Source organism: Amycolatopsis sp. NPDC003731, assembly GCF_053586895.1.
Genome location: NZ_JBSFNC010000080.1, coordinates 1 through 24,568, shown reverse-complemented (window position 1 = coordinate 24,568; position 24,568 = coordinate 1). Strand labels below are relative to the sequence as shown.

Here is a 24,568-nt window from a genome sequence, read left to right as displayed (position 1 = left end):
CTGTGACGCGGATCGCGGTCACACCCTCGTCCGCCGGCTCGTCCAGGGGGTGAAGCGAGAAAAGAGGACGAAATGCGCCGGATCCTGATCGTCGGCGGTGGTTACGCCGGGTTCTACGCCGCTTGGAAGCTCGAGAAGAAGCTGCGTCGCGGGGAGGCCGAGGTCACCCTCGTCGACCCGCGGCCCTACCTCACCTACCAGCCGTTCCTGCCCGAGGTCGTGGCCGGCTCGGTCGAGGCGCGGCACGCCGCCGTGTCGCTGCGGCGGCACCTGAAGCGCACCCGGCTCGTCGCCGGGAAGGTGACCGCCATCGACCACGCCCACCGCGTCGTCACCGTGCGGCCGGCCGACGGCGATCCCCGCGAACTGGGCTACGACACCATCGTCGTGACCGCCGGGGCCGTCACGCGCACCCTGCCCGTGCCGGGCATCGCCGACCAGGCCATCGGCCTCAAGCACGTCGAAGAGGCCGTCGCCATCCGGGACCGGCTGCTCACCGCCTTCGACCGGGCCGCCGCCCTGCCGGCCGGGCCGCAGCGGCGGAAGCTGCTCACCGTCACCTTCGTCGGCGGTGGCTTCTCGGGCGTCGAGGGCTTCGGCGAACTGCTGTCGCTCGCGACCGCCTTGCTCAAGCGCTACCCCGAACTGCACCGCGACGAACTGCGCTTCCACCTCGTCGAGGCGTCGGGCCGGATCCTGCCCGAGGTCACGGACCGGCCGGGGCGCTGGGTCGTGCGGGAGCTGGAACGCCGCGGCGGCCGCGTCCACCTGGACACCCTGGTGACGTCGGCGGAGCACGGCCACGTGACGCTCTCGACCGGCGAGGAGTTCGACTCGGAGCTGATCGTCTGGACCGCCGGCAACGGCGCCAACCCGGTCGTCGGCCGGCACACCGACCTTCCCGTCGACGAGCGCGGCTACCTCGTCGTGCGGCCGGATCTGCGGATCGAGGGCGTGACCGACGCCTGGGCGGCCGGGGACGACGCCGCGGTGCCCGACCTGGCCTCGCCGGTCCCGGGCGCGCGGACCGTGCCCAACGCGCAGCACGCCTACCGGCAGGGAAAGCTGCTGGCCCGCAACATCATCGCGACGCTGCGCGGCCGGGAACCGAAGCCGTACGTGCACCACAGCCTCGGCGCGATCGCGACGCTCGGCCTGGGCCGCGGGATCTTCCAGTACCGGCGGATCGTCCTCAAAGGACTCCCGGCGTGGCTGATGCACCGCGGCTACCACGTGCTCGCCGTGCCCACCTGGGAACGCAAGATCCGGGTGCTCGCGGTGTGGCTGACGCAGACGCTGTTCGGCCGCGACATCCTCAGCCTGGCCTCGGTGCAGCACCCGCGAGACGCCTTCGTGGCGGCGGGCCGCACCGCTGCCGGTGCGGCCCGCCGTGAGGGAGATCAGCCCGCGAAGGGGCTGGCGTCGATCGCGCAGGTCTTGCCCGCCGCGGGGAAGGTCCCCGAGATCAGGTAGTCCCGCTTGACCTTCTCGGTGCACGTGCTCGGCACGTACATCGAGGAGTGGCCGTAGCCTTCGGTCACGAACACGCGCGCCCGCGCCAGTTCCGCGGCGCCGTCGCGGGCGCCGTGCAGCGGGGTGGACGGGTCGTAGCGGTTGTTCAGCACGAGGATCTCCGCCGACGTCGGGCGGTTCCACGGGCCGGTGTAGCGGTCGGTGTCCTTCGCCTTCCAGAACGCGCAGCTCATCATGTCCAGCACCGCGATCCGCCCGAAGTACGGCACGCGCTGGTCTTCCGACTCGGCGTACCGGCTGTAGACCGCCGGGTCGGTCGGCACGTCGCTGTCGGAGCACTGGATGGCGTTGAACGCTTCGGTCCGGTTCGAAACGTACTGCTCGCCCTTGACAGCCGCGGTGCGCAGGGCCGGCGTGGCCGGAGCGTCGTAAAGCCGCTGCAGCAACGCGGCGATGTCCGGCCAGCCCCGCGAGTCGGACAGGTCGGCGGCCGCGTTGATGATGCCCGAGTACGTCCAGGTCTCGCCGTCGCTGATGATGGGAGCCTGCTTGGCGCGCGCGGTCAGCGCCGCCCACTTCGCCTTCGGGTCACCCGAAGAGAACGCGCACTTCGGGCCGGCTTCCGTGCACAGCCTCAGGAACTGCTCGAAGGTCTGCGCGATGCCGGTCGCGACGTCCTGCCGGGTGTCGAGCGGGACGCTCTTGCCGTTGCCGTTCTGGCCGGTCGAGTTGCCGGCGAAGTCCATGGTGCCGTCGAACACCATGGCCCGGATCCGGTTCGGGAACAGGTTCGCGTAGGTCGCCCCGAGCTGCGTCCCGTAGGAAATGCCGTGGTAGTTCAGCTTCGGGTCGCCGACCGCGCGGCGCAGCAGCTCCAGGTCACGGGCCGTGTTGGCGGTCGAGACGTGCTCGAGGATCGGGCCCGCCTTCGCCGAGCAGCGGTCGGCGAGCTCCTTCGACTTGGCGTAGAAGGCCGTGTTGCCGCTCGGGTCGCCCGGCATTTCCGGGAACGAGCCGAAGAAGTCCTGCTGCTCGGCCTCGGTGTCGAAGCACCGGACCGCCGTGCTGTTGGCGATCCCGCGCGGGTCCCACGAGACCAGGTCGAACCGGGCGCGCAGTTCGTCGGAGAACAGCCACGGCCACTTGCCGCGCTCCCGCAGCCGCTGCAGGCCGGACGCGCCGGGGCCGCCGAAGTTGACGAACAGCGAACCGATCCGGTGCGCGGGATCGGTGGCGGGCAGCTTGATGAGCGCGAGGTCGATCTTCGCGCCGGACGGGCGGTCGTAGTCCAGCGGCACGGAAGCCTTGCCGCACTGGAAGCCGTCGGCGCAGTCGGTCCAGCTCAGCTGCGGCGTGGGCACCTTGTCGATCGACACCGGTGCGGCGGACGCCACCGCCGGTCCCGCCGAGACGGCCATCGAGACACCGAGCGCGACGACCACGCCGCGCACGATGCCTCCCCCAGAAATTCGACGCACGAAAGAAGTCCTCTCGAGAGGGGAAACGATCACCACCACAGACGCCACAGCCGCGGCAAGGTTGGCTCCCGCCGCCGAAAAAGATCACCGGCAGCCGGGCGGCCCCCGACGTCGCGAATGACTCATTCGCGACCTCCGACGTCCCGAATGAGTCATTCGCGGCATCGCTCCCCGCCCAGCGACCGCCCCACTGGCCACCATCACCCTGCTTAGCTATAGTGCTAGGCAACTAGATAAATGGAGTTGCCGATGATCGAGTTCCACCTGGACACGAGGTCCGGCCTGTCGCCGTACCAGCAGCTGGTCCAGCAGGTGCGGCACGCCCTGCGCCTCGGCCTTCTGTCCGAGGGAGACCAGCTCCCGAAGGTCAAGGACGTGGTCGCGAGCCTCGCGATCAACCCGAACACCGTGCTGAAGGCCTACCGCGAACTGGAGCACGACGGCCTGGTCTCGGCCCGCCCCGGCGTCGGCACCTTCGTCACCGGGAGCCTGAACGGCGCCTCGTTCGCCGTGCTCGGGCCGTTGCGGCAGGACCTGCGCCGCTGGCTGGGGAAGGCCCGCAAGGCCGGCCTCGACGAAGAGAGCATCGAGGCCCTGCTGATGTCCACGTTTCGCGACTCCGCCAGAGAGGGAATAGCGTGACCGTCCTGCGCGCCCAGGGACTGGGCAAGAAGTACCAGCGCAAGCACGCGCTCACCGGCTGCACGCTGGAGATCGAGGCCGGCCACGTCACCGGGCTCGTCGGCCCGAACGGGGCCGGCAAGTCGACGCTGCTCAACATCGCGGCCGGCATGCTGGAGCCGACGACCGGCACCATCGAGGTGTGCGGCGGGGTGCCCGGCAGCGGCCCGGAGCAGCTGGCCAAGGTCGGGTACGTCGCCCAGAACACGCCCGTCTACAGTGGACTGTCCATCGAGGAGCACCTCCGGCTCGGCGCCCACCTCAACCCCGGCTGGGACGCCTCGCTCGCGGAAAAGCGGATCGAACGGCTCGGGCTGGACCCCAAGCAGCACGCCGGCAAGCTCTCCGGCGGCCAGCGCGCCCAGCTGGCGCTCACGCTCGGCATCGCCAAACGTCCCGAGCTCCTGCTGCTCGACGAGCCGGTCGCGGCACTGGACCCGTTGGCCCGCCGCGAGTTCCTGCAGGACCTCATGGAAGCCGTCGCCGAGCACGGGTTGTCGGTCATCATGTCCTCGCACCTGGTCAACGACCTCGAACGGGTCTGCGACCACCTCGTCGTGCTGGTGGCCTCGCAGGTCCGGGTGATCGGCGAGGTGGAGACGCTGCTCGCCACGCACCACCGGCTCTCCGGGCCGCGCCGCGACCTCGACACGCTGCCGGCGGACCAGCACGTCGTCTCCGCGACGCACACCGACCGCCAGACCACCGTGCTCGTCCGCACCGAGGCCCCGATCCTCGACCCCGCGTGGACGGTCGGGCAGATCGGCCTGGAGGACCTGGTCCTCGAGTACATGAGCAACCCCACCGCCGCCCGTCCCGCCCTGGAGGTCCTCCGATGACCTGGCTGACCTGGCGCCAGTTCCGCATGCCCGCGTTGTCCGTGCTGGCGGGCCTGGTCGCGATCGCCGTCGTGCTCGCGGTCACCGGCCCCGGCCTGGTGGGGCGCACGGACTTCTCCGACGAGGACGTCCTCTTCAGCGGGACCGTCCTGGCGCTGTACCTGCTGCCCGCGGTGATCGGCGTCTTCTGGGGCGTCCCGATGATCACCCGCGAGCTGGAAACCGGCACGCACAGCCTCGTCTGGAACCAGACCGTCACGCGCAAGCGGTGGCTCACGACCAAGCTCGGGTTCGGCCTGCTCGCCGCGATGCTCGCCGCCGCGGTGCTCAGCGTGGCGGTGTCGTGGTGGGCGAGCCCGATCGACGCGCTCTCCGCGCAGCAGACCGACCGCGGCATGCTGTCGCGCATCGCGCCGGTGGTGTTCGGTGCCCGCGGGATCGCCCCGATCGGCTACGCGGCCTTCGCGCTCGCGCTCGGCGTCGCGGTCGGGATGCTGTTGAAGCGGACCGTGGCCGCCATGGCCGTCACCCTCGCCACGCTCGCCGCCGTGCTGCTGCTGGTCCCATTGTTCGTGCGCCCGTACCTGCTGCCGCCGCAGACCGAGGTGGTCGCGATCACCGGGGAGAACATCACGAACATCAGCGGCGACGACACCCACGGGATCCTGGAGATCGGCGTGCGGAAGCCGGCCGGGGCGTGGGAGCTGGCGAACGAAACCCTGGACCCGGCCGGGAACGTGGCCGACCCGCTGCCGGAGTTCGTCCAGGCCTGCGCGCCGCGGCCGGGTGCGGGCCCGCCGCCGCAGGGCTCCATGGAAACGTGCATGGGCCAGCTGGGCGCGCACGGCTACCAGCAGCGCGTGACCTACCAGCCCGGGTCCCGCTTCTGGCCGCTGCAGTGGCTCGAGCTGGCGCTCTACCTCGCCATGACCGCCCTGCTGACCTGGTTCTGCTTCCGCCGTCTCCGCCACCTGTCCTGACGATTCCGACTGGGGGAATCATGCGCACTCTCGCGGTAGCCACCGCACTCACCCTCACGCTGTCCGCGGCGCCCGCCTCGGCGGCCACGACGCCCTACCTGCCCGCCCCGACCGGCCACTCGCCCGTCGGTGTCACCACACTGTCCTTGAAGGACACTTCACGGCCCGACCCGTGGGTGCCGTCGGTGCCCTACCGGGAGCTGATGGTCTCCGTCTTCTACCCGGCGACCTCGGCGAACGGTCCGAAGAAGCCGTACATGACCCCGCTCGAGTCGGAACGCAACCTCGAACGGGAGAACATCCCGGGCCTGCCCCTGGACATCCTCAGCACCGTCCGGACCAACGCCGCCGTCGACGCGAGGCCGGCCGGGCGGTGGCACAGCCTGCCGCTGGTCGTGCTGTCCCCGGGCTGGACCCAGCCGCGGGCGACGCTCACCGCGCTGGCCGAGGAGCTGGCCAGCCACGGGTACGCCGTCGCGGCGATCGACCACACCTACGAAAACCGCGCCACGACGTTCCCCGACGGGCACGTCACCGGCTGCGCCGCCTGCGAATTCGACGAACAGGACGGGTTCTGGGAGAAGTTCGCGCAGGTCCGGTCGAAGGACACGTCGTTCGTGCTCGACCAGCTGCTGCGCTCGAAGCTGGGCGCGCTGATCGACCCGCAGCGGATCGGGATGACCGGGCACTCCGCGGGCGGCGCGATCACCACCCAGGCGATGCTCGCCGACCCCCGGATCCGCGCCGGCGCCGACCTCGACGGCAGCGTCCACGTCCCGATCCCGGCGTCCGGGCTGTCCCGGCCGTTCATGTTCGTCGGCCGCACGGAGGGCTACGTCCCCGGCACGAAGGGCCCGTACGACGACTGGGAAACGGACTGGACGCACCTGACCGGCTGGAAGCGCTGGATCATGGTCTCCGGCACGGTCCACTCGTCGTTCACCGACCTCGGCGTGCTCGCCGAGCAGCTGGGCGTCGACATCGGCGACTCGATCGACCCCTACCGCGCGCTGACCGTCACCCGGAACTACGTAAGCGCTTTCTTCGACCAGCACCTGCGCTGCCGCCCGCAGCCGCTGCTCGCCGCGCCCTCGCCCGCTTACCCGGAAGTGACCTTCATCGGATGAGAATCAAGAGTCTTGTGGCCGGCACTGCCCTCACCCTCACGCTGACCTCGCCGTCCGCGTCGGCGGACCCGGCCCTCACGCTGGCGAAACCGACCGGCGACCGGCCGGTCGGCACCACCGCCCTGCACCTGAAGGACACTTCGCGGCCCGATCCGTGGGTGCCGTCGGTGCCCTACCGCGAACTGATGGTTTCCCTCTTCTACCCGGCGGCTTCCGCATCCGGGCCGAAGAAGCAGTTCATGTCCGAGGCCGAGGCGAAGGCCGTCTTCGACGAAGCCGGCATCGAGGGCATCCCGCCGTCGGTGCTCACGACGGTGCACACCGACGCCGTCGTCGACGCGAAGACGGCCGGGCGCGCTCTGCCGGCCGTCGTCCTGTCCCCCGGCTTCAAGCGGCCCCGCGCCGAGCTGACCTCGCTGTCGGAAGACCTGGCCAGCCACGGCTACCTGGTCGTCCTGGTCGACCACACCTACGAGAACGTGGCCACCACCTTCCCGGACGGCCGGGTCACCGGCTGCGCGGCCTGCGGCAACTACAATCCCGAGTTCTGGCAGAAGCTGCAGCGCGGCCGGGCGAAGGACGTGTCGTTCGTCTTGGACTCGCTGGCGCACTCGAAGTGGGCGCCGCTGTTCGACGGCGCCCGGATCGGGATGGCCGGGCACTCCGTCGGCGGTACGAGCACGGTCAACGCGATGGTGACCGACCCCCGGATCAAGGCCGGGATCGACATCGACGGCACGCAGAACGATCCGCTGCTCGCCCCGGGCCTCGACCGGCCGTTCCTGTTCTTCGGCCGCCAGAGCCTCTACGCCCCCGGCACCGGCGTCGAATCCGGTACCTGGGACGACGACTGGAAGCAGCTGAAGGGCTGGAAGCGCTGGCTCACCGTGGCCGGCGTGGTGCACCCGTCGTTCACCGACATCGGCCTGGTGGGCGAGCAGCTGGGCCTCGACTTCGGCGCGACCACGCCGGCAGTGCGCGGTCAGGCCATCACCGCGGCGTACGTCCGGGCGTTCTTCGACCAGCACCTGCGTGGCAAGCCGCAGCCGCTGCTGGACCAGCCGTCCGGCCGGTACCCGGAAGTGGTGTTCGCCCGGACGTCGACGCCGTACCTGCCCGCCCCGACCGGGGACAAGCCGGTGGGCAGCACGGCGGTGTACCTGAAGGACACTTCGCGCCCCGACCCGTGGGTGCCTTCGGTCCCCTACCGGGAACTGATGGTCTCGCTCTTCTACCCGGCCGCCTCGGCGAAGGGCCCGAAGACGCCGTACCTGACCCCGGCGGAGTCGGCGGCGCTGCTGCAGGGCAGTGGCCTGCCGTCCGGCACGCTCACCGGGATGGTGACGAACTCCGTCACCGACGCCCGGCCGGCGGGCCGCGGACTGCCGCTGGTCGTGCTGTCGCCCGGCTACACCAAACCCCGCGCCACGTTGAGCGCACTCGCCGAGGACCTGGCGAGCCACGGGTACGCCGTCGCCGTGGTCGGCCACACCTACGAGAACACCGGCCAGAGCTTCCCCGACGGGCGGTTCGCCGGGTGCGCCTCCTGCGAAGTGCCGCACGACAACGACGCGTTCTGGCAGAAGCTGGAACGGGGCCGGGCCGCCGACGTCTCGTTCGTGCTGGACTCGCTGCTCCGCTCCCGGCCGGGCCTGGTCGACCCGGCGCGGATCGGAATGGCCGGGCACTCCGTGGGCGGCGCGAGCACCATCCCCGCGATGGTCGCCGACAACCGGATCAAGGCCGGGATCGACATCGACGGGTCCACCAAGGTCCCGCTGACCGCACCGGGGCTGTCGCGGCCGTTCATGTTCGTCAACCACGAGCAGGTGCCGAAGTGCGCGCCGGGCAACACGGACTGGGAACGGGACTACGCGCAGATGACCGGGTGGAAGCGCTGGATCGAGGTGGCGGGCACGCAGCACGCGTCCTTCACCGACGTCGGGCTGCTGGGCGAGGAGCTGGGCGTCCCCGTCGACGGCCCGAACGCGGCGGCGCGGGCGAGCGAGATCACCCGGGCGTACGTGAACGCGTTCTTCGACCAGCACCTGCGCGGCAAGCCCCAGCCGATCCTCGACCGGCCCGGGTATCCGGAAGTCTCCTTCTGCCGCTGAGACCGGCGGAGGCGGCACTGGGGGTGCCGCCTCCGCCGCTCGTCAGTGGTCGAGGCCGAGGAACGAAATCGCGTACGCCAGCTGGCCGGTCATCGGCAGCTGGTGCCCGACACCGGCGACGCTGACCCCTTCCACCGTGGCCTGCGTGCCGGTGTTGCCGTACCGGGTGCGCGTCCACGAGGACTGCGGGTGGTCGGTGAACGCCGGGGTCTGGCCCAGCCCGTTCAGGTTGGTCCACTGCTTGAGCTCTTCCCCGAAGTTCGGGTACGACAACGTCGTGTCGGTGGTGCCGTGCCACAGCTGCATCCGCGGGTAGCGCCCGGTGTAGCCGGGGTACATCGCCCGGGCCGTGTCACCCCACTGCTGCGCGGTCTTGATCGACTGCCCGCCGGAGCAGGTGCTGTTCCACAACGAGCCGTTCGTCGTCGCGAAACACCCGGCGGGCACGCCGGAGAACGCCGAACCCGCGGCGAACACGTCGGGGTACTGGGCGGCCAGCACGTTCGTCATCATCGCCCCGGAGGAGAACCCGCTGACGACGACCCGCGCCGGATCGACGTTGTAGCGGGACTTGGCCCAGGCGACCATGGACATGATCCCGGTCGAGTCCCCGCCACCGTTGCGCTTCAGCGCTTTCGGCGTCGAGACGTCGAAGCACTTCTCGCTGCGGGTGGCTTCCGGCAGCACCATCACGTACCCGTAGCGGTCGGCCGCGGTGACGTAGTCCTTGCCGTTCCAGCCGAAGACCGAGCTCGCCGAGCCGCCGCAGTAGTGCACCAGCACCAGCAGCGCCGGCTTGGCCGCGACCCGGTCGGGGACGTAGACGTACATGTTCAGGTTGGTCGGGTTGGTGCCGAAGTTGGTCACCCTGGTCAGCGCGGCCGCCTGGGCGGGCGCGGCCAGGCCGGTGACCATGACCACCAGGGCCAGCAAGACGCCGAGCATGCGTTTCATCATCGATCTCCCTTACGCTGCACCGAAGACTCGGGGGCGTCCCGCTTCATCTCGTCTTGCCCTTCGCGGCGGCCGCCGACCCGAGGGTCGCCGCGGCCAGTGCCTCGGTGGCCACCGCGGCCCTCGGGTTGCCGATGCTGCCCGGGACCGACCGCAGCGCGTTGTACCAGACGGCCGCCATCTTGTCGTAGCCGCCGGCGTTCGGGTGGACGCCGTCGGGGAGATCGGCGGTGGACACCGCGCTGTGCAGGTCGACCAGGTGCACCCGCTTGCCCGCGTTCACCTTGCTCTGCACGATGCCGGGCAGCGCGTTGTTGAACGTCCGCACGGCGGCGTCCCCGCTCGCCCACCCGATCGGGATGAGCTGGGCGACGAAGACGTCGGCGCCGGGTGCGGTGGCGGTGACGTGGTCGAGCAGCGTGGACAGCCGGCCGGGCGCGCCCGCGACGTTGTAGTTCTGCAGCACGTCGTTGGTGCCGATGTGCAGCAGCACCGAGCGCGGGTTGTAGGTGCGCAGCCAGCCGGTGATGTTCGCGTCGATCTGGTCGATGCGCCAGCCAGGGTGGCCTTCGTGGTCGTGGTCCCAGAGGCTGCCGGGGCCGTTGAACTGCGAGCCGACGAAGTCGTTGGTGTACCGGCCGGCGGCGAGGCGTTGCCAGAGGCCGATCCGGTACCCGCCGGGCACGCCGGTGCCGTAGGTGATCGAATCGCCCAGCGGCATGATCCGCACGCCGCCGTTCGATTCCGCGTGGGCGATCCCGGTCAGTCCGGTGAACGCGATCGCCAAGGCCGCGGCGGCGGCCAGGAACCTTTTCATCGCCATCCTTTCAACGGGTCGGGTGGGTGCAGATTCGTTGCCGGAGCGCATCGTTTCGCCGTGGCCGAAACTTTCGCCGCCGGGCGGCAATTCGACGAATTCTCGAAACTTTCGCTATCCTGTTAGCGATAACATTCTATTGTTGCCGCCAGCTTAAACCCGCACACCGCCCACTGACAACGGCCGGCTTTATTCCATTGTGGACAGTCTCGGCCGGCCGGCGGAGAGCCCGGACTGCGCCACCGCCGCGGGAAGCCGGGGTCCCGGTCCCGGCCGTCTACGCGGCGTACCAGAACAAGGCCGGCCTGGTCCGGCCCCTCGCCGACGCGGCGGACCTGACCGCCGCCCTCCCTCGCCCGCTCGACGAGCTGGAGGCCACCTCGGTACCCGCCGCCCAGCCGGCGGCGATGGCCGCCTTCGACCGGCGCCTGGTCGAGCGCGCGGGCGACCTCATCGCCCTGGTCCGCCAGGCAACGTCGACGTTCACCGCCGAGCGCGGCTGGTCACCGGAGCGGGTCGGGCACTGGTGGGCCGAGGCGCCGCCCGGCCCACCCTCAGAGCTTCCCGCCCGCCACCGGCGGCATGTCCGGGGCGTCGGCCACCCCGGTCGCCGACTCGCGGAACAGGTGGTCCTCCACCTCGAAGAGGTTGCCGCCGGCCCGTTCGACCACGGTGAGCAGCGTCGACATCTGGGCCACCTCCTCCACCTGCTCCTTGAGGAACCAGTGCACGAACTGCTCGCCGAGGTAGTCCTCCTCCAGCCGCGCGGCCTTCGCCATCGCCTCGATGTCGGCGGTGACCGCGCGTTGCTGCGTCAAGGCCAGCTCGATCGCTTCGTGCACGCTCGAGAAGTCGTTCCGCACGTCGCCGCTGCCCGGGATGGCCACCGGCTCGTCGCGGTCGAGCAGGTAGCGGACCATCGCCAGCGCGTGGTTGCGTTCCTCGATCGCCTGCCGGTAGAAGCGCTTGGCCAGCCGCGGCAGATCGCGGGCGTCGAACCAGACGGCCAGGGCGATGTACTGCTGGGCGGCGGTGAACTCGCGGCCGATCTGCGTCTGCAGCAGTTCGGCGAACTTCCGGGTCTTGGCCATGTCCCACAACTTACGACGGACCGGGCCGCACAGCTACGCTCGGCGCGGTGACTTCCCTGCCCGACCTGTCCGGCACGATCGCCTGCGTCACCGGTGCTTCCGGGGTGATCGGCCGCGGGATCGCGCTCCGGTTCGCCGAGGCGGGCGCGGCCGTCGCGGTGCACCACCGCCGTCCCGGCGCGGCCGACGACGTCGTCGCGGCGATCGAAGCCGCGGGCGGCCGGGCCCGCGCGTTCGCCGCCGAGCTCACCGACGACCACGCCTGCCACACCCTGCTCGACACCGTCGCGGACTGGGGCGGCGGCCTCGACGCGCTGGTCAACAACGCCGGGATCCAGCCGGTCGAGGCCCTCGGCGAGCTGACCGCGGACAGCTGGCGGGCGATGCTGGACAGCACGCTGACCAGCGCGTTCTCCTGCACCCAGGCCGCGGCCCGGCTGATGGGCGACGGCGGGAGCGTCACGCACATCGCCTCGATCGAGGCCCGGCAGCCGGCGCCCGGGCACGTCCACTACAGCGCGGCCAAGGCCGCCCTGGTGCTGCACGCCCGCGGCGCGGCGCTGGAGTACGGGCCGCGCGGGATCCGGGTCAACACGGTGTCGCCGGGGCTGATTACGCGGCCCGGGCTGACCGAGGACTGGCCGGAGGGGGTCGAACGCTGGCACCGCGCGGCCCCGCTGGGCCGGTTGGGGACACCGGCCGACGTCGGCAACGCGTGCGTGTTCCTGGCCTCCCCGCTGGCGTCCTGGATCACCGGCCACGACCTGGTCGTCGACGGCGGTGTCACGGCCCGGCCGACCTGGTGACCCGCGGCCCGAAACCGCCGCCCGCCACCCGGCCTGGCTGCTAAGCTGAAACGTGTTCTAGTTCCTGCCCCGGGGAGCGCGATGTCCGAAAACCCATTCCCGGTCGTCGACGGCGTACCCCCGGGGCGGGCCCTGCTCGGCGACCGGATCCGCGAGCTGATCGAGGCCTCCGTCTGCGTCCGCGACGACGAGGCCGATCTCGCCGCCGCCGCGAGCCGGGTCGAGGCCGTCACCGCGGCGCTGCGGGCCGCCGGTGGTGCGAAACCCCTCCTGCTCGCCGCCCTCGACGGTGGGGGTCACCTGAGCATCAACAACCCCCTCGAAGGGCCCGGGAATCCCCTGGCCCCGCCGCTTTCATGGGTGCGGGTCGGACCGGAGTCGGTGTGCGCCGACGTTCTCCTCGGTGCCGCGCACGAAGGGCCTCCCGGGCGCGTGCACGGCGGGTGGGTCGCCGCCGTGCTGGACCACGTGCTCGGGCGGGCCACCGCCGCGGCCGGGTTCCCGGGGATGACGGCTTCCCTGACCGTCGACTACCACCACGGGACGCCGTACGCGGTTCCGCTCACTGTCGAAGGCCGGCTCGTCCGCCGGGACGGGCGCAAGCTGCACGCCACCGGCGAAGTCAAGGCCGGCGACCTCGTGTGCGCCTCGGCGACGGCGATCCTCGTCCACTTCAGCGCCGACCGGTTCCCGGTGGCGAGGGACTAGGACGCGACCGTCGTGTGCCGGGGCGCCTCCGAGCTCGACGTCGCCATCAGGACCGCGCAGATCGGGACCGCCATCGCCAGCGCCGCCAGGACGAACACCGGGAACAGGAACGAGAACACCTCCGTGCCGGCCGGGTCGGGCGCTCCCGGGTCCAGGTGCAGGCGCACCGCCGCCATGCCCGTGTAGTGCATGCCCGTCACCGCCGCGCCCATCACCAGGCCTGCCGCCAGCCGGGGCAGGAGCTTGTCCAGCCCGACCGTGAACCACAGCGCCGCCGTGGCCGCGACGACCGCGATCACCACCGACAGCACCACCAGCGTCGGGTCGTAGCCGATCGAGCCCTTGACCTGCACCGCCCACATCCCCGTGTAGTGCATGACGGCCACCGCGAGCCCGGTCAGCAGGCCGCCGAGCAGCAGCCGCTTCCAGGCGAACCGGTTGCGGACGCCGAACACCAGCAGCCCGCAGAACACCGCCGCCACCGACAGGAGCGCCGACAGCGCCGTGCGCAGGATGTCGTAGCGCACCGGCAGGCCGGGCGTGGAGAACCCGAGCATGGCGATGAAGTGCATGACCCAGATGCCGACCCCGCCGATGGACACCGCCGCGAGCACCAGCCAGGTCAGCCGGGAGCGCGGGCTGTCGGTGGACCTCGCCTGCAGCGTGCAGGCGAGGCCGAGGGCGCAGCCCACCACCGACGTCAGGTAGGCGAGCACGACGAGCCAGTTGCCCATCGCGAAGTCTTCGTGGTCCATGGGCATTGCCGGGCTCCTTCAGGCTTTCCGTGACTTGGGGGCGTGGTGTTCGGCGAGCGCGTGCTCGGCCGCGGCGATGAGGGTCTGCTTCGTCGACTCCGGTGACCGCGCGTCGCAGGTGACGACTTCCACCGCGGCCGGGATCTTGAGGGCCTCGCGCACCTGCTCGGGCCCGTGCTGGCGGGTGTCCTGGAACTGGTTGATCGCGACCAGGAACGGCAGGCCGCGCGATTCGAAGAAGTCGATCGAGGCGAAGCAGTCCGCCAGCCGGCGCGTGTCGACCAGGACGATCGCCGCCACCGCACCGCAGACGAGGTCGTCCCACATGAACCAGAACCGGTGCTGGCCCGGCGTGCCGAAGACGTAGAGCACCAGGTCCTCGGCGAGGGTGAGCCGGCCGAAGTCCATCGCGACCGTGGTGGCGAACTTCCCCGGCACCGCTTCGGTCCGGTCGACGCCGACGGCCGCGGACGTCATGAGGGCTTCGGTCCGCAGCGGGTCGATTTCCGAGACGGCACCGACGAACGTCGTCTTGCCGGCCCCGAACCCGCCGGCCACGACGATCTTCGCCGAGGTGATCCGGCCCTTGGCGAGACCGTTCCGGGAAACACTTTCAGAGCGCACGTAGTCCACTGAGGACCCTTTCGAGCAGGTCGTTCCGTTCGTCCCAGGAGGCGTCCGCGGTGAGCGTGTCGCGGATCGACACCTGGCCGGCGATCAGCAGGTCGCCGATGAGCACCCTGGCCACGCCGAGCGGCACGCCCAGGTGGGCGCCGACCTCGGCCACCGACCGCTGGTGCAGGCAGAACTGCGTCACCACGGCCAGGGGGTTGGTCGGGCTGAAGGGCGCCGTCCGGCCCTCCGCGGTCGTTTCCACGAGGGCTTCCACCGCCAGGTCGACCGTCGGCCGGGTGCGGCCGGCGGTCCAGGCGTAGGGGCGGGCCAGCGACGCCGCGTGCCGCCCGCCCTCGCGTCGCCGGCCTTCGGTCACCGGGCCGCCCCCGGGGCGGCCGCGGGCCGAGCCGGGGTCTCGACCACCTTCCCGACCCGGTCCACCAGCAGCGTCATCTCGTAGCCCACCAGCCCGATGTCGCAGCCCGGGTTGGCCAGCACCACCAGGTTCGAGCCGTCGCCGACGTTCATCAGCAGCAGGAAGCCCTGCTCCATCTCGATCACCGACTGCACCACCCGGCCCGCGGTGAACAGGTCGGCGGTGCCGAGCGCGAGGCTGGAGAGGCCGGACGCGATCGCCGAAAGCTGGTCGGCGCGGTCGCGCGGCAGGGTGTCGTTCGCCGCCACGAGCAGCCCGTCCGCCGAGACCAGCGCGGCGTGCGCGACGCCGGGCACCTCCTGCGTGAACGCCGAGACCAGCCAGTTCCGGGACCTCTCGGCCACTTCCGCTCCTTCCTGCCGGGTGCTCATCGCCGCTCCGCCTCGGGCTCGCCCGCGACCCGGTGCCGGGCCGCGCGCATGCCGCTGTAGTGCCGGGAAAGGTTGTTGCGCACCGCGGCCGGGTCGCGGAACGACGGGTCCGCCTGCTGCGGTGCGCGCGGGGTGACCGAGCCGGGCGCGAGCTGCGCACCGGGTGTCCGGGCCGGCAGTCCCGAGTCGGTGAATTCGGCGTCGTCGAGGGTGCCGACCGCAGCTTCCGCGGCCTGGCGGACCTGGTCGGCCGGGGTCGCCCAGGCACCGGGCGTCGCCGGGGTGCTTTCGGCGAACCAGTGCGACAGCATCTGGTCGAAGATCGGCGTCGGCGGGTCGGCCACCGGCGGCGGTTCTTCGGCGGGCCACCGCGGTTCGGGCTCGTGGCGGGCGGTGCCGTTGACCGAGCCGTTGACCGCCGGGGCCGGGGTGGGCGGGAGCGCCCGCGGCGGCAGGTCGACCAGGATCAGCACGCCCGGGACGTGCACGCTGGCGGTGATGCCGGCGCTGGCCGTCCGGGTGGTCGTGGGCCGCAGCCGGACGGTGATCCCGTGCGACGCGGCCAGCCTGCTCACCACGAACAGGCCCATCCGGCGGGTGGTCTCCGGGCTGACCGCGGCCCCGGCGGCCAGCCGGGCGTTCGCCGCTTCGAGGTCCTCGCGGGTCATGCCGAGGCCGACGTCGACCACCTCGATCAGCAGGCCGCCGTCGAAGCCCCGGTCGGCGGTGAGCACGACCTGCTCCTCCGGCGGCGACGACCGGATGGCGTTCTCCAGCAGCTCGGCGAGGATGTGCACGACGTCCGCCGCGGCCTCGGACTGCACCGACCCGCGCGGCGCGTTGCCGAGCGAGACGCGCTGGTAGTCCTTGACCTCCGACGTCGCGGCCCGCAGCAGCTCGACCGTCGCGACCGGGCCGACGTCACGGCGCACCGGCTTGCCGCCCGCCAGGACCTGCAGGTTTTCGCCGTTGCGCCGCAGCCGGGTGGCGATGTGGTCGATCTGGAACAGCTCCGCCAGCCGCTGCGGGTCCTGCTCGTCGGCTTCGAGGTCCTCGATCACCGACAGCTGCAGCTCCACCAGCGACTGGCTGCGCCGGGACAGCGTCATGAACATCTCGCTGACCTGGATCCGCATCTCGGCCTGCTCGCCGACGGCCAGGCGCACGGCCTGCCGGTGCATGTCGTCGAAGGCCCGCGCGAGCTGCCCGATCTCCTCCTCGGAGTCGACCGGGATCGGCGCGGTCGCCCGCCAGTCGACGTCCTCGCCGTCGCGGATGCGTTCGATGGTGCCGGGCAGGCGGCGTTGCGCGGTGTCGAGCGCGGCGGCGTGCAGCCGCCGGATCGGGGCGACCACCGACCGGGCCACGGCGAGGGCGATGGCGAGGGCGCCGAGCAGCGAGGCGAGCACCAGCGCGGCGTCGCGCAGCGCGTCGGACCGGGCGGTGTTGGTCTGCGCGCCGACCGCGTCCGAAAGCGTTTTCACCTGCTCGGCGAGGATGGTGCCGAGCATCGTGCGCTTCGCCTCGGCGCCCCCGGCCCCGGGGCTGGTCGCCGCGGCGAACCGGGCGGCCGCCGCCCCGGCGGGCAGCGCCCGCCGGATCTGTCCGGTGAGTACGGCTTCTTCGGCCGCGGCGCGTTCGGCAGCCGCCACCGAGGTGCCGTCGGGCCGGCCGGCCAGCGCCTGTTGATCGGCGAGACTGGTCCTCAGCTGCACCAATGATTCGGTGCTGGCCGCGACCGCGTCGAGATCACCATTCCCCGCCTGCTCCGCGATTCCGCCGATCACCTCGCTGAGCGAGACGCCGAAGTCGTGGTAAGCCGCGGTTTTCGCGGCCGGCGAACCGGTCTGCTGCCGCAGTTCGGCCAATTTCCCCAGCTGATCTTCCAATGATCGCGACAACTCCGGGTTGAGCTGGGAAAAGGCGGCGTCGTGGCGGACGAGGGCGGCTTTCTCGTCGACCGCGGCGGTCTGGGCGGCACCGCCGTCGTGGATCATCTCGTCGTCGACGAGCCCGGCGAGTTCGGAAATCCCTTGCACGACCGGCATTTGGTCGCGGACGGCGCTGAGCCCGCCGGCCCGGGCGAGTTCGGCCTGCACCCGGCCGCCCGCCAGCAGCAGGGCGACCAGGACCGGCAGCAACAGCACTACGGAGATCTTGGTGCGCAACCGCCAGCTGCCCGGATTCCAGGAGGTGACGGAACGACGGGACGAGGGTTCGTCTTCTTTCATCGGTGGCGTGGCTCGATTCGTACCGGTGGCCCGAGAACGATTTACGGTTCCTTTTCCGCGGAATTCAGCCGACGACGTAACTCCGGTGGCCGTGGTGTTGTCAAGGAATGCCGTTCGTTTCCCCCGTACGCACCAATCACACAGCGTGAACTGCCACTACGCGACTTTTTACCCTTGCGGAGAGTGAAGAAGGCTCGCCAGACCGTGTGGAATTCCGGCTCGGGTGCGTGAATTTCCGGCGGCCGCGCGACCTCCGTCCGGAGTCCCGGCACTGCCCGTTACCCTCGGCCGGGAAAGGAGGCCGGCGTCGATGTTGAAGATTCACTTCACGGAAGCGGACCTGGCGAAGATCACCATCGCCGAGGACGCCGACCCGATGTGGGAGCTGCTGATGAGCAGCTACCGCATCCGGCGGCCGGAGGGTGAGCCGTTCTTCGGCCGCTGGCGGCGGGGCTCGCGGTCGGCGGTCCCGCAGTCCGGCCGGCTGCTGATGTCCGCGGTCCCGCCGTACGGGTACTGCCCGGACTTCCTCACCCCGGCGGGCACCCGCACGATCGGCGACGGGATCACGGCGGTGCTCGAGACGCCGGCGCCGGTGCTGGCCACCGACGTCGCCGAGCTGGTGGCACAGGGCACCCACGTCCCGGCCTGGCTCCGCCGAGTGGGCGACGGCGAGACGGGTGAGCTCCGCCGCCTGGGCGCGGCGCTGCACGACTACTACCGCCAGTGCGTGGCCCCGGACTGGGCGACGGTCCGCCGCTCGGTGGCCCGCGACCGCCACCGGCTCCAGGCGAACCTGGACCGCGGCGGGCCGCAGCTGCTGCTGTCGACGTTGCACCCGGAGGTGACGTGGTCGCCGCCGGTGTTGCGGGTGCGCTTCCCGATCGACCAGGAACTGCACCTCAACGGCCGCGGGCTCAGGTTGATCCCGGCCTTCTTCGCCCACGGCATGCCGACGACGTACAAGGACCCGCTGCTGCCCCCGGCGCTGGTGTATTCGATCAGCCACCCGAGGTTCGACAGCGACGCGGAGCCGGGGCCATCCCTGGCGGCGCTGCTGGGCCAGACGCGCGCGAGGGTGCTGGTGACGATCGCGACGACCCGGTGCAACACGAGCGAGCTGGCGGACCTGACGAGAATCTCCCCGGCGACGGCGAGCCAGCATGCATCGGTGCTGCGGGCGAGCGGGCTGATCAGCAGCAACCGGTCGGGGAAGTCGCAGATCCACGAGATCACCCCGCTGGGTCTGGGGATCATCCGGGCGAGTTGACGACCCGCTCGAGCGGGCGGCCGGCTGCGGCGGCTGCCGCGGCGGCGGCGGCTGCCGCGGCAGTGCCCGGCCGCGGCGCTCGGTTGTGGTGCCGGGCGCCGGCACCGCTCGCCGCGGCATCGCCCGCCGGGGCATCGCCTGCCGCCGTAGCGCCCGGCCACGCCGCCCGGTTGTGCCGCCGGGCGCCGGCCGGCCGGCCGCAGCACCACCCGCCGCAGCACCGCCTACCGCGGTAGCGCCCGGCCACGCCGCCCGATTGTGCCGCCGCGCGCCGGCACCACCCGCCGCGGTAGCGCCCGGCCACGCCGCCCGGTTGCGCTGCGCACGCCGGCACCACCCGCCGCACCACTGCCCGCCGCGGCAATGCCCCGCCGCGCCGCCCGGTTGTGCTGCCGGGCGCCAGCCGGCCGCTGCAGCACTGCCCGCCGCAGCACCACCCGCCGCGGTAGCGCCCAGCCGCGCCGCCCGGTTGCGCTGCCGCACGCCGGCACCGCCCGCCCCAGCACCGCCCGCCGCACCACCACCCACCGCGGTAGCGCCCGGCCACGCCGCCCGGTTGCGCTGCCGCCGCGCCGGCCGGCCATGCCGCTCGGTCGTGCTGCCGGCCGGGACCGGGTCGTGTTAGCCTGTCGCCGTGCTGCGTCCGATGTTGCTTCCGCGACTCGTAACCCGGCGCGCCGGCTGAACCCAGGTTGCCGGCGTGCTGAGTCGGCGATCGCCTTTTTCCGGGACCTGGCCCCGATCTCGTTCCTTCCACACAGGAGATCCGCCATGTCCACTTCCTTCGCCGTTCCCGCGCCCCGGTCCGCCATGCTGCTGCGCCGGCGCATCGCCACCTACTTCGTCGGCGGGGCCGATGAGGTCCCCGCTCTGGTCGGTGCGCTCGGTGGGCGGCCCGTTCACGAACTGTCCGTCGACGTCAAGGACGGCGTCCGCGAAAGCAGCATGGTCTGCGCCGTCCTGCTGGCCGCCGACGAGACCGGACCCCTGCTGGACCGGCTGCGCGCGCTGCCGTCCGTCGTCTCGGCCGAGCTCGCCTGAGGCGTTTGCCGGAGCCGGCGCCGGGTAGCCCGGCGCCATGACGGACGTCAAAACCCGGCGGAGCACCGCCCGGACCGCCGCCCTGCTGTTCGGCCTCGCGTTCCTGCTCGTGGGCGTCCTGGGGTTCATCCCCGGGATCACCGCGGACTACGCCGCCATGGAGTTCGCCGGGCACGAGTCGGGCGCCCAGCTGTTCGGCGTGTTCACCGTGTCGGTCCTGCACAACCTCGTCCACCTGCTGTTCGGCGTGCTCGGCGTCCTCGCCGCGCGCGCCAACGGCAGTTCGCGCGCGTTCCTGATGATCGGCGGCGGGATCTACGTCCTGCTGTGGGTGTTCGGACTGGCGATGGACCACGACAGCCCGGCCAACTTCCTGCCGATCGACAACGCCGACGACTGGCTGCACCTCGGCCTGGGCGTGGCGATGATCGCCGCCGGCATCGCCACCGCGGCCGCCGACCGGGCGCGCGGCCAATACCCCGAGCCGGACAAGCAGGGCCACTGACCTCAGGGCCTCCGGCCGACGCCCGTCGCGATCTCGTGCAGCCGGTGCCGGTCCGGGGCCAGCGGGGCCGTCTCCGCGCCCGCGCCCTCCCGCAGTCCCGCGAGGAAATCCTTCAGCGTGGCCGCGGCGTCCCGGGCCGGCTGCCAGTCCAGTTCGGACTCCGCGCGGGCCGTGCTCATCACCGGCAGCCGCATGACCGCGTCGAACAGGCCCGGTGACGCCGGGATCGCGTGCACGCGCCAGGCCGCCTCCACCGCGGCCCGCACCGCCGCCGCCGGCATCGGGATCGTGCGCGCGCCCAGCAGGTCCGCCGCGAACCGCGGGTCCACGACCGGGCCCGTAGCGATGTTGAACGCCCCGCGCACCGGCCGCGTGACCGCGCGGCGGACCGCGTCGGCCAGGTCGTCGGTGTGCACGATCTGGAACCGCAGCCCGCGGATGTCCGGCACCACCGGTAGTAGCCGCACCAGCGAGCCCGGCACGAACGGCCCCGCGAACAGCCGGCGCTGCTCGGTCGCGGCACTGCGCTGGAAGACGAACCCCGGCCGCATCCGGACGACGTCCAGCTTCGGGTGCCGGCCCTCGAACGCGTCCAGGTACCGCTCCAGATAAGCCTTTTCCCGGGTGTACGCGGCGCCGGGCCAGCCGTGCGTCGGCCAGTCTTCGGTCACCGGCTCGTCGTCCTTCCGCGGCGAGTACGCCCCGATCGACGACGTGTAGACGAGCTTGGGCACGCCCGCCGCGGCCGCCGCCTCGAACACCCGCATCGAGCCGAGGACGTTCGCGCGCCACGTCCGTTCCGGACGGCGGGTGGGCTGGAACAGCCACGCCAGGTGCACGACCGCGTCGGCGCCGCGCAGGTGCGGCACGAGGTCGTCGCGTTCGACGTCGGCCGTGACGACGCCCTCCGCCGGGCGCCGGGCCAGCCCGACGATGGTCTCGACCTGCGGGTCCGCGTCCAACGCGCGGACCACCCCGGTCCCGATGTTGCCGGTCGCTCCGGTCACCACGATGCGCATCGGGGCCGGTTACCCGGGGTCCGCACGGACAACCCTGCTATCTTCGACGGGAAGATCCGTTCGTGAGGAGACCAGTCGTGGCAGGTGACGTCGACATCTCCGGGTAGCCCCGGAGTCCGCAGGCCCCCGGTGCCGCCGGTGCGGGCCGCCGTCGACGTCCCCTTTTCCGCTTTCACGCCATCGAGGTCTTCGCCATGTCCGAAATCGTGCTGTCCGGCCTGTCCTTCTCCTGGCCGGACGACACCCCCGTCTTCGACCGCCTGTCCGCCACCTTCCCGAGCGGCCGCACCGGTCTCGTCGCCCCGAACGGCTCCGGCAAGACGACGCTGCTCAAGCTCGTCGCCGGCGTCCTGCAGCCCTCCGCCGGGAGCGTCACCGCCGACGGCGTGCTCGGCTACCTCCCGCAGGACCTGCCGCTGAGCGGAGAACCGTCCGTCGCCGAAATCCTCGGCGTGGCCCCGGTTCTGCGCGCCATCGCCGCCGTCGAATCCGGGGACGTCGCCGAGGAGCACTTCACCACCATCGGCACCGACTGGGACGTCGAGGAACGCACCCGCGCCCAGCTCGACCGGCTCGGCCTGGCCGACCTCACGCTCGAACGCACCTTGAGCACGCTCAGCGGCGGCCAGATCGTCTCGCTGGGCCTCGCCGCGCAACTGCTGAAACGCCCGGACGTGCTGCTGCTCGACGAACCCACCAACAACCTGGACGCCGAGGCGCGCCACAAGCTCCACGCCGTGCTCGACGACTGGTCCGGCTGCCTGCTCGTGGTCAGCCACGACCGCGCGCTGCTCGACCGGATGGACCGGATCGCCGAGCTGCACGGCGGCGAAATCCGGTTCCACGGCGGCAACTTCACCGCCTACGAAGAGGCCGTCAAAGCCGCGCGCGAGGTCGCCGAGAAGAACATCCGCACCGCCGAGCAGGAGGTCAAGCGCGAGAAGCGGGAGATGCAGCAGGCCCGCGAGCGCGCCGCCCGCCGGGCCAGCACGGCGTCGCGCAACCTGGGCAACGCCGGACTGCCGAAGATCTTCGCCGGCACGATGAAGCGCAACGCGCAGGAGTCGGCGGCCAAGGCGGACGGCACGCACGCCGCCCGCGTCGGTGCCGCGAAGGCCAAGCTCGACCAGGCCGAACGCGAACTGCGCACCGAGCAGAAGATCAGCCTGCAGCTGCCGCAGACCGAGGTCCCGGCCGGGCGGACGCTCTTCCTCGGCGAGGGCCTGCGTGTGCGCGGGCTCTTCGGCGACGGCGTCGACCTGGCGATTCGCGGGCCCGAGCGGATCGCGCTCACCGGCCCCAACGGCGCCGGGAAGTCGACGTTGCTGCGGCTGGTCCACGGCGATCTCGAGCCCGACGGCGGCACCCTCACCCGCGCCGACGGCCGGATCGCCTTCCTCTCGCAGCGCCTGGACCTGCTGGACGACGACCGCAGCGTGGCCGAGAACCTGGCGGCGGCCGCCCCGGCGCTGCCGGCCGACCGGCGGATGAACCTGCTGGCCCGCTTCCTGTTCCGCGGCTCCCGGGTGCACCTGCCGGTCGGTGTGTTGTCCGGCGGCGAACGGCTGCGCGCCACGCTCGCCTGCGTCCTGTTCGCCGAACCGGCGCCGCAGCTGCTGTTGCTGGACGAGCCGACGAACAACCTCGACCTGGTCAGCACCGGGCAGCTGGAAAGCGCGCTGACGGCGTTCCGCGGCGCGTTCGTCGTCGTCAGCCACGACGAGCGCTTCCTCGCCGAGATCGGGATCGACCGGTGGCTGCGGCTGGAGCACGGTGACGTACACGGGTGACGTCGGGCGACGGTCGCCGCGGGTCCTTCGGAATTTCTAGCGTGGTGAAGTCACCCGCTGAAAGGAACACGATGTCCGAAGTGACCTACACCGCCGTCGCCACGTCCACCGCGGAGGGCCGCAACGGCGGCCGCGCCACCTCCGACGACGGCGCACTCGACGTCACCCTCGCCGTGCCCAAGGCCTTCGGCGGCGCGGGCGACGGGACCAACCCGGAGCAGCTGTTCGCGGCGGGCTGGGCGTCCTGCTTCGTCGGGGCCGTGCGCCGGGTCGCGGGGGCGAAGAAGGTGCCGCTGAACGACCTCGCCGTGGTCGCCGAAGTGACGCTGCACCACGACACCGAGGCGGGCGAGTTCCGGCTCAGCGCGGTGCTGCACCTGGAGGCGACGGGCATCGACCAGGCCACGGCCGACGAGCTCGTCCAGGGCGCGCACCAGGTGTGCCCGTACTCGAAGGCCACGCGCGGCAACATCGAGGTCACCCTCGACGCGACCGTCGCCTGACGCCGTCGTGAGTGGTGAGGCGGGTTAGAACCCGCCTTACCACTCACGACGCTCACAGGTGGGTGGCGTCGATGACGGCCTGGGCGAACGGGCGCGGTGCTTCCTGCGGCACGTTGTGGCCGATGCCGTCGAAGACGCGGTGTTCGTACTTGCCGGTGAACTTGGCGCGGTAGGCCTTGCCGTCCTTGGCCGCGCCGTCGAAGTCGCTGCCGATCGTGATCGCCGGGACGCCGATGGTCGCTCCCGCGTTCAGCTTCTGTTCGTACGCCTCGTACTGCGGCTCGCCCGGCGCCAAGCTCAGGCGCCAGCGGTAGTTGTGGATGACGATGGCGACGTGGTCCGGGTTGTCGAACGCCGCCGCGCTGCGGTCGTACGTCGCGTCGTCGAAGTGCCAGGCCGGCGACGCCGTCTTCCAGATCAGCTTGTTGAAGTCGTGGCGGTTGGCCGCGTAGCCCGCGCGGCCGCGCTCGGTCGCGAAGTAGTACTGGTACCACCAGCCGAGCTCGGCGGCCGGGGCCAGCGGCTTCTGGTTCGCCGCCAGGTTCGTCACGATGTACCCGCTCACCGCGACGATCGCCGTGCAGCGTTCCGGCCACAGCGCGGCGATGATGTCGACGGTCCGGCCGCCCCAGTCGTAGCCGCCGAAGACGGCCTTGTCGATCTTCAGCGCGTCCAGCAGGGCGATGACGTCGAGCGCCACGGCCGTCTGCTGGCCGTTGCGGACCGTCGCCGCCGATTTGAACGCCGTCGGGCCGTAGCCGCGCAGGTAGGGGACGATCACCCGGTAGCCCGCGCCGGCCAGGATCGGGGCGACGTCGACGTAGCTGTACGGGTCGTACGGCCAGCCGTGCAGCAGCACCACCGGCTGCCCGCCGGCCGGGCCGAACTCGTGGTAGGCCCGATGAAGAAGCGGCGCAAGGGCAAGCTGATCGCCCTCGTCGTGGTCGTCCTCCTGGTGCTCGCC

The 24,568-nt window shown here is 71.8% G+C and carries 24 protein-coding genes; 13 read left to right on the top strand and 11 right to left on the bottom strand.

Annotation, left to right across the window (positions count from 1 at the left end):
* Positions 1 to 72 precede the first annotated feature (72 nt).
* Positions 73 to 1,473 (top strand): NAD(P)/FAD-dependent oxidoreductase, encoded by a 1,401-nt coding sequence (locus tag ACWDN5_RS28545; protein WP_449678441.1) that lies wholly within the window; start codon positions 73 to 75, stop codon positions 1,471 to 1,473.
* On the opposite strand, the gene ACWDN5_RS28540 is transcribed toward ACWDN5_RS28545, so the two are convergent.
* Positions 1,401 to 2,924, bottom strand: coding sequence for an alpha/beta hydrolase (locus ACWDN5_RS28540; protein WP_449678440.1), 1,524 nt, complete (start codon positions 2,922 to 2,924; stop codon positions 1,401 to 1,403). The genes ACWDN5_RS28545 and ACWDN5_RS28540 overlap by 73 nt on opposite strands.
* A 276-nt stretch (positions 2,925 to 3,200) precedes the next feature.
* Here ACWDN5_RS28540 and ACWDN5_RS28535 point away from each other — a divergent pair, with 276 nt between their 5' ends.
* Genes ACWDN5_RS28535 through ACWDN5_RS28515 form a run of 5 tightly spaced genes read left to right on the top strand, consistent with a single transcriptional unit; the run spans position 3,201 to position 8,692 of the window.
* Complete coding sequence (locus ACWDN5_RS28535) at positions 3,201 to 3,593, top strand: GntR family transcriptional regulator (protein WP_449678439.1); 393 nt, start codon at positions 3,201 to 3,203, stop codon at positions 3,591 to 3,593.
* Positions 3,590 to 4,471, top strand: a complete 882-nt coding sequence (locus tag ACWDN5_RS28530) for an ABC transporter ATP-binding protein (protein WP_449678438.1) — start codon at positions 3,590 to 3,592, stop codon at positions 4,469 to 4,471. The genes ACWDN5_RS28535 and ACWDN5_RS28530 overlap by 4 nt, the downstream gene beginning before the upstream one ends.
* The gene (locus ACWDN5_RS28525; RefSeq protein ID WP_449678437.1) at positions 4,468 to 5,451 is read left to right on the top strand and encodes a transporter; all 984 of its coding nucleotides are present in this window, start codon (positions 4,468 to 4,470) and stop codon (positions 5,449 to 5,451) included. Before ACWDN5_RS28530 ends, ACWDN5_RS28525 begins: the two co-directional genes overlap by 4 nt.
* Before the next feature lie 20 nt (positions 5,452 to 5,471).
* Positions 5,472 to 6,578: an alpha/beta hydrolase family protein gene (locus ACWDN5_RS28520; RefSeq protein ID WP_449678436.1), complete on the top strand. Its 1,107-nt coding sequence runs from the start codon at positions 5,472 to 5,474 to the stop codon at positions 6,576 to 6,578.
* Positions 6,575 to 8,692 carry an alpha/beta hydrolase family protein gene (locus ACWDN5_RS28515; RefSeq protein WP_449678435.1) on the top strand — a complete coding sequence of 706 codons (2,118 nt, stop codon included), beginning with the start codon at positions 6,575 to 6,577 and terminating at the stop codon, positions 8,690 to 8,692. The genes ACWDN5_RS28520 and ACWDN5_RS28515 overlap by 4 nt, the downstream gene beginning before the upstream one ends.
* Before the next feature lie 42 nt (positions 8,693 to 8,734).
* Here ACWDN5_RS28515 and ACWDN5_RS28510 read toward each other — a convergent pair whose 3' ends face one another.
* From ACWDN5_RS28510 to ACWDN5_RS28500, 3 genes are all read right to left on the bottom strand, one after another.
* Positions 8,735 to 9,646 (bottom strand): extracellular catalytic domain type 1 short-chain-length polyhydroxyalkanoate depolymerase, encoded by a 912-nt coding sequence (locus tag ACWDN5_RS28510; protein WP_449678434.1) that lies wholly within the window; start codon positions 9,644 to 9,646, stop codon positions 8,735 to 8,737.
* Between the two features lie 46 nt (positions 9,647 to 9,692).
* A complete protein-coding gene (locus ACWDN5_RS28505; RefSeq protein WP_449678433.1) occupies positions 9,693 to 10,463 on the bottom strand; it encodes an SGNH/GDSL hydrolase family protein in 771 nt (256 codons plus the stop codon).
* Positions 10,464 to 11,017: 554 nt separating this feature from the next.
* A complete protein-coding gene (locus ACWDN5_RS28500; RefSeq protein WP_449678432.1) occupies positions 11,018 to 11,554 on the bottom strand; it encodes a ferritin in 537 nt (178 codons plus the stop codon).
* 56 nt (positions 11,555 to 11,610) lie between these two features.
* Here ACWDN5_RS28500 and ACWDN5_RS28495 point away from each other — a divergent pair, with 56 nt between their 5' ends.
* Both ACWDN5_RS28495 and ACWDN5_RS28490 read left to right on the top strand, forming a co-directional pair.
* Positions 11,611 to 12,360, top strand: coding sequence for an SDR family NAD(P)-dependent oxidoreductase (locus ACWDN5_RS28495; RefSeq protein WP_449678454.1), 750 nt, complete (start codon positions 11,611 to 11,613; stop codon positions 12,358 to 12,360).
* A gap of 81 nt (positions 12,361 to 12,441) precedes the next feature.
* The gene (locus tag ACWDN5_RS28490) at positions 12,442 to 13,068 is read left to right on the top strand and encodes a PaaI family thioesterase (RefSeq protein ID WP_449678431.1); all 627 of its coding nucleotides are present in this window, start codon (positions 12,442 to 12,444) and stop codon (positions 13,066 to 13,068) included.
* On the opposite strand, the gene ACWDN5_RS28485 is transcribed toward ACWDN5_RS28490, so the two are convergent.
* Genes ACWDN5_RS28485 through ACWDN5_RS28465 form a run of 5 tightly spaced genes read right to left on the bottom strand, consistent with a single transcriptional unit; the run spans position 13,065 to position 17,413 of the window.
* Positions 13,065 to 13,823 carry an MHYT domain-containing protein gene (locus ACWDN5_RS28485; RefSeq protein ID WP_310968473.1) on the bottom strand — a complete coding sequence of 253 codons (759 nt, stop codon included), beginning with the start codon at positions 13,821 to 13,823 and terminating at the stop codon, positions 13,065 to 13,067. The genes ACWDN5_RS28490 and ACWDN5_RS28485 overlap by 4 nt on opposite strands.
* Before the next feature lie 18 nt (positions 13,824 to 13,841).
* A complete protein-coding gene (locus ACWDN5_RS28480; RefSeq protein WP_449678430.1) occupies positions 13,842 to 14,456 on the bottom strand; it encodes a GTP-binding protein in 615 nt (204 codons plus the stop codon).
* On the bottom strand, positions 14,437 to 14,814 hold the full coding sequence (locus ACWDN5_RS28475) for a DUF742 domain-containing protein (RefSeq protein WP_086842601.1): 378 nt from the start codon (positions 14,812 to 14,814) through the stop codon (positions 14,437 to 14,439). The genes ACWDN5_RS28480 and ACWDN5_RS28475 overlap by 20 nt, the downstream gene beginning before the upstream one ends.
* Positions 14,811 to 15,245, bottom strand: a complete 435-nt coding sequence (locus ACWDN5_RS28470) for a roadblock/LC7 domain-containing protein (RefSeq protein WP_310967420.1) — start codon at positions 15,243 to 15,245, stop codon at positions 14,811 to 14,813. Before ACWDN5_RS28470 ends, ACWDN5_RS28475 begins: the two co-directional genes overlap by 4 nt.
* Positions 15,242 to 17,413: a HAMP domain-containing sensor histidine kinase gene (locus ACWDN5_RS28465; protein WP_449678429.1), complete on the bottom strand. Its 2,172-nt coding sequence runs from the start codon at positions 17,411 to 17,413 to the stop codon at positions 15,242 to 15,244. The genes ACWDN5_RS28470 and ACWDN5_RS28465 overlap by 4 nt, the downstream gene beginning before the upstream one ends.
* A 373-nt stretch (positions 17,414 to 17,786) precedes the next feature.
* On the opposite strand from ACWDN5_RS28465, the gene ACWDN5_RS28460 reads away from it, so the two are divergent.
* The 3 genes from ACWDN5_RS28460 to ACWDN5_RS28450 all read left to right on the top strand — a co-directional run bounded on the left by ACWDN5_RS28460 (position 17,787) and on the right by ACWDN5_RS28450 (position 20,292).
* Positions 17,787 to 18,746, top strand: coding sequence for an ArsR/SmtB family transcription factor (locus ACWDN5_RS28460; RefSeq protein ID WP_449678428.1), 960 nt, complete (start codon positions 17,787 to 17,789; stop codon positions 18,744 to 18,746).
* 771 nt (positions 18,747 to 19,517) lie between these two features.
* The gene (locus tag ACWDN5_RS28455; RefSeq protein WP_310967416.1) at positions 19,518 to 19,787 is read left to right on the top strand and encodes a hypothetical protein; all 270 of its coding nucleotides are present in this window, start codon (positions 19,518 to 19,520) and stop codon (positions 19,785 to 19,787) included.
* A gap of 37 nt (positions 19,788 to 19,824) precedes the next feature.
* On the top strand, positions 19,825 to 20,292 hold the full coding sequence (locus ACWDN5_RS28450) for a DUF4383 domain-containing protein (protein ID WP_449678427.1): 468 nt from the start codon (positions 19,825 to 19,827) through the stop codon (positions 20,290 to 20,292).
* 2 nt (positions 20,293 to 20,294) lie between these two features.
* On the opposite strand, the gene ACWDN5_RS28445 is transcribed toward ACWDN5_RS28450, so the two are convergent.
* Complete coding sequence (locus tag ACWDN5_RS28445) at positions 20,295 to 21,311, bottom strand: NAD-dependent epimerase/dehydratase family protein (protein ID WP_449678426.1); 1,017 nt, start codon at positions 21,309 to 21,311, stop codon at positions 20,295 to 20,297.
* A gap of 194 nt (positions 21,312 to 21,505) precedes the next feature.
* Here ACWDN5_RS28445 and ACWDN5_RS28440 point away from each other — a divergent pair, with 194 nt between their 5' ends.
* A complete protein-coding gene (locus ACWDN5_RS28440; RefSeq protein ID WP_449678425.1) occupies positions 21,506 to 23,101 on the top strand; it encodes an ABC-F family ATP-binding cassette domain-containing protein in 1,596 nt (531 codons plus the stop codon).
* A 71-nt stretch (positions 23,102 to 23,172) separates the two neighbouring features.
* On the top strand, positions 23,173 to 23,604 hold the full coding sequence (locus ACWDN5_RS28435) for an organic hydroperoxide resistance protein (protein WP_310967412.1): 432 nt from the start codon (positions 23,173 to 23,175) through the stop codon (positions 23,602 to 23,604).
* A 52-nt stretch (positions 23,605 to 23,656) separates the two neighbouring features.
* Here ACWDN5_RS28435 and ACWDN5_RS28430 read toward each other — a convergent pair.
* On the bottom strand, positions 23,657 to 24,568 hold a 912-nt coding region (locus ACWDN5_RS28430), incomplete at its 5' end, for an alpha/beta fold hydrolase (protein WP_449678424.1).